We start from the raw sequence: 4,149 nt of genomic DNA on the forward strand, positions 1-4,149 counted from the left end.
CCGAGATGGCGGCGGCCTGTTTCTGGATCGGGTCTTTGTCGATGACACCTTCTTCGCGCAGGTATTTGATCGCAAGCGCCATAGCGACGAAACCGCCCGTGATGGAGGCGGTCCGTGTGCCGCCATCGGCCTGGATGACGTCGCAGTCGATGGTGAGCTGGTTCTCGCCGAGGGCCGTGAGGTCGACCACAGAGCGCAGGGATCGGCCGATGAGGCGCTGGATTTCCTGTGTGCGGCCGGACTGCTTGCCGGCAGTGGCCTCGCGGCGGCCGCGCGTGTGCGTAGCGCGGGGCAGCATGCCGTACTCGCCGGTGACCCAGCCCTTGCCCTGTCCACGCAGCCATGGCGGGACATTGTCCTGCCAGCTTGCCGTGCAGAGCACATGGGTGTGGCCGAACTTGGCAAGGCAGGAGCCTTCGGCATAGCGGGTCACATTGGTCTCAAGCACGATGTCGCGCAGCTGGTCAGCGGCACGCCCGGATGGGCGGATCAGGTCTGTCATGGTGGCTCCTCTACAGGTTTGACCGCCCTATAGACCAGTTTCGCCCTTCGCGTCGATGACCCGGCCTGCGGTAATCATGTCTGCATTCGCCGCCTGAATGTCGCGCGTGATCGGATATTTCCAGATCAGCAAGGCCGCGAGCGCGTAGGCTGTGACCGGCACGAAGACAAAGACAAGCATCAGGCCGAGCACGGTACCTTCGGAATTCTCACCTGCGGGATCGAAGCCGACGAGTGCGCCGAGAAGGATGTAGGGGATGCCGATGGCGAAGCTCGCGCCCGTCTTGTAGGCGCCCGACATAAGCGAATAGAAGAGCCCGGCGCGGTTCTGGCCATCCTTCGCAGCCTCGGCTTCGACGAGATCCGCCATCATCGAGCGCAGGAGGACGAAGGGCGCACCATAGCCGACGCCTGAGACCAGCGTGACGATGATCAGGCCGGTCATCCCCACATTCATCAGCGAGAACGGAAGGAAGAAGGTGTAGGTGACAGCCGACCACAGGCAGACAGTGCGCAGGGCGATGTGCTTTTCGGTCCGTTTGGAAATCCACACCCATAGCGGAATGGCGGCAAAGCCGGCGATGAAGTGAACCATCAGAACAAGCGGGGCGAGCTCAATCACGCCATAGCCCCACTGCGCGGCAAAAAGGAACGTGCCAGCGGTGCCGGCAATTGCGATGCCGATGAAAACCTCAGTGGCGAGAATGCGCCAGAGCGTCTGTTGGCGGATGGCGGCGAGGACGGCTTTCGGGCTGAAGTCGACCTTTGGCGTCCCGGCGTCTGGAAGTGGATCGGGGAGCAGGAAAAGATTTGCGGCGATCACGATGGGCAGCGCAACAACCAGAATCCATCCCATGATCGATATCTGGTGTGCGCGGTCAACGCCGCCCGTCTGTGCCAATAGGGATGGCAGGGCGAGCAGGACCAGCATGGTCGAAATGGAGAAAATCTCCCGCCACATGAAGAGGCGGGAGCGTTCATCATAGGACCGCGCGATCGTCGGCGCCCAGGCCTGGTGGGGCGTGATCAGCATGGTCGTGCCGATATAGAAGGCCATGAGAATGGCGGCGAGCCAGTAAGGCGACACCGGTGGACCAATCGGATTGTACAGAAAGTAGACCGCCGGGATGAGCAGCGGCACGGACCAGGCAATCCAGTGCTTGATGCGGCCGCGGCGCGAGGGCTTGGTGTCGACCAGCCAGCCCATGACAGGGTCCGTGAACAGGTCCCAGAACCGCAGGATCATGAAGACGAGCCCGACTACCGTCGTGCCGAGGCCCATCTGCTCGGCATAGAACGGGGCGATAAAGACGGCCATTGGCAGACCGACCGCGCCGAAAGGTATTCCTACGGAGCCGTACGCTACGACTTGCCGAAGCGGCAGTTTTGCTGACACAGTGGACATGACGAGACACAAGCTGATTTGTGGCCATCATCCAAGCAAAAACGCCCGATTGAAACTGCAGATTGCAATTCTTACACTTTCGCCGTGATGAGTGATAATCAACCTAAACCAGGACTGCTTCAGAGCCTTGATGAGCGCTCGCGTGCGATCTTCCGCGAGATCGTCGAAACGTATCTGCAGACCGGCGAACCGGTTGGCTCCCGCACGCTCTCAAAAGGCACGATAGGGCTGTCTCCGGCATCGATCCGGAACGTCATGGCAGACCTGACAGACCTCGGCCTGCTCGACAGCCCGCACACGTCTGCAGGCCGGATGCCGACGCATATCGGGCTGAGGCTGTTTGTCGACGGTTTCCTCGAGGTCGGTGAACCGTCTGAAGCTGACCGTTCAGAAATCGAGGACCGGCTGCGCTCGACAGGCCGCGACATGCAGGGCGTTCTGAAAGAAGCCTCGACCATATTATCGGGTCTTGCGGGCGGGGCGGGGCTTGTCTCCTCGCCGACCCGTGAGCGGCCGGTGCGCCATGTCGAATTTGTCCCGCTGGCGACGGGCGAGGCGCTCTGCATCCTTGTTGATGAGGCGGGCGACGTCGAAAACCGGCTTGTGAAAATTCCTGCCGGACTGCCGGCGACGACACTCATGGAGGCTGGCAATTATCTCGCTTCGCGCATGAAAGGCCGCACATTGCGCGAAGCTGCGCTTGCCGTGCGCGACGAGATCAAGGAGCGCCGCGCCCAGCTTGATCAGGCCGCGACCAATCTCGTCGAGCAGGGGCTGGCCGAATGGGGCGGGGCAGTGCCCGGCGAGGAGCGCGCGCTGATCGTGCATGGCCGCGCCAATCTGCTTGCTGATAACCAGGCCGTTCAGGACATGGAGCAGGTGCGCCAGCTGTTCGATATCCTGGAGCGCCAGCAAAGCCTGCTGGACGTTCTCGATTCCACCCGGGAAGCAGAAGGGGTCAGACTTTTTATCGGCTCTGAGAACAGGCTTTTTCCGTTATCGGGTTCAAGCCTGATTGTTGCTCCCTATATGAACGCCTCAAGACAGGTTATTGGCGCGCTTGGCGTGATTGGCCCGACCCGTCTCAATTATGCGCGTGTGATCCCGATGGTGGACTACACCGCACGCATGGTCGGGCAGATCCTCGGCGAGCGGCAGAAATCGTGAAGAGAGTAGACGAGGAAGATGAGCGAAGATCAGAAAAGACCGCCTGAAGCAGTCGACACCGAAACGCTGGATGCAGGCTCTGAGGAATCAGAGGCGCTGGAAGAGGCGGCGGTTGCAGACAATCGCGAGCCGGATGCCGAAACCCGGATTGCAGAGCTGGAGGGCGAAGTGCTCGGCCTGAAAGATCAGGTTTTACGCGCGCATGCCGAGATGGAGAACGTCCGCAAGCGCGCTGCCAAGGAAGCTGCGGACGCTCGCATCTATGCGGTGGAGAAGTTTGCGGCCGATCTGCTGAGTGTCTCCGACAATCTCGCCCGCGCGCTCGCAGCCCTGCCCGATGAGGAGCGCGACGTGCTGACCGAGGCCGGCCAGAACCTGCTCGGCGGGATCGAGATGACGCAGAAAGAGCTGCACACCGTGCTCGCGCGTCATGGCGTAACCGCTGTCGATGCCGAACCCGGCGCAACCTTCGACCCGAACCACCACCAGGCCGTCAGCCAGATACCGTCAGATCATCCGGCAGGCTCGATCGCCGAAAATTTCCAGTCCGGCTGGAAGATCGGTGAGCGGACACTGCGCGCGGCCATGGTGGCTGTGAGCGCGGGCAAGATGAACTAGTCCGCGCTATCGACTTTCCATACCGTGACCGTGCCGGGCATCCAGTTCGGCACGATGACTGTCTCGTTGAGGATGGTCAGGTCGTTCTGGAATGTCGACTGTGAGCGTGTATCGAGGGCCTGAGAAACTTCGCCGCCTTCGCTGACATGGAAAATCTGTCCCGGCCAGCTTGAGACGAGATAGCCGCCCTCGATAACGCCGATACCGTCGGCATTCACCATGCCAGACGCGATCTCCTGGAGCTCCATCGCTTCGGTCACGCTGTAGAGTGAGCCTGAAGACATGGTGGCGATGAGAAGCCTGTCGCCGTCGCCTGTGAGCCCGTTGACGCCCGCCAGGCGTTCATCCTCCAGCCAGACGTCCACCTCATCGCCGGTGAGCCGGTAAATTCGCCCGGCGCCGCTGTCCGAGACGAGGACGGTGGCATTCCAGGCGACCATATCGTTGAGGAAATCGGC

At 61.5% G+C, this 4,149-nt stretch carries 4 protein-coding genes and 1 pseudogene; 2 read left to right on the plus strand and 3 right to left on the minus strand.

Translation table 11 applies throughout. The features are described from left to right. Both rph and WA989_RS13645 read right to left on the minus strand, forming a co-directional pair. Nucleotides 1-502, minus strand: a 502-nt coding sequence (rph, locus tag WA989_RS13640) for a ribonuclease PH (protein ID WP_424341040.1), incomplete at its 3' end; no start/stop codon positions are given. 27 nt (nucleotides 503-529) lie between these two features. Beyond that, nucleotides 530-1,906 carry an MFS transporter gene (locus tag WA989_RS13645; protein WP_424341041.1) on the minus strand — a complete coding sequence of 459 codons (1,377 nt, stop codon included), beginning with the start codon at nucleotides 1,904-1,906 and terminating at the stop codon, nucleotides 530-532. 87 nt (nucleotides 1,907-1,993) lie between these two features. Between WA989_RS13645 and hrcA the strand changes: the two genes are divergently transcribed. Both hrcA and WA989_RS13655 read left to right on the plus strand, forming a co-directional pair. Beyond that, a complete protein-coding gene (gene hrcA / locus WA989_RS13650) occupies nucleotides 1,994-3,073 on the plus strand; it encodes a heat-inducible transcriptional repressor HrcA (RefSeq protein ID WP_424341042.1) in 1,080 nt (359 codons plus the stop codon). An 18-nt stretch (nucleotides 3,074-3,091) separates the two neighbouring features. Beyond that, nucleotides 3,092-3,691 (plus strand): nucleotide exchange factor GrpE, encoded by a 600-nt coding sequence (locus WA989_RS13655; protein WP_424341043.1) that lies wholly within the window; start codon nucleotides 3,092-3,094, stop codon nucleotides 3,689-3,691. Here the strand turns inward: WA989_RS13655 and WA989_RS13660 are convergent. Beyond that, nucleotides 3,688-4,149: pseudogene (locus WA989_RS13660) on the minus strand (ATP-binding protein); the annotation flags it as partial. The gene WA989_RS13655 and the pseudogene WA989_RS13660 sit on opposite strands and share 4 nt — an antisense overlap.

The sequence above is a fragment of the Henriciella sp. genome (assembly GCF_049649345.1).
In the GTDB taxonomy this organism is placed as follows: domain Bacteria; phylum Pseudomonadota; class Alphaproteobacteria; order Caulobacterales; family Hyphomonadaceae; genus Henriciella.

Coding starts and splice junctions, on each gene's coding strand:
- WA989_RS13645 (WP_424341041.1), bottom strand. CDS start 1,906: ATGTCCACTGTGTCAGCAAAACTGCCGCTTCGGCAAGTCGTAGCGTAC.
- hrcA (WP_424341042.1), top strand. CDS start 1,994: ATGAGTGATAATCAACCTAAACCAGGACTGCTTCAGAGCCTTGATGAG.
- WA989_RS13655 (WP_424341043.1), top strand. CDS start 3,092: ATGAGCGAAGATCAGAAAAGACCGCCTGAAGCAGTCGACACCGAAACG.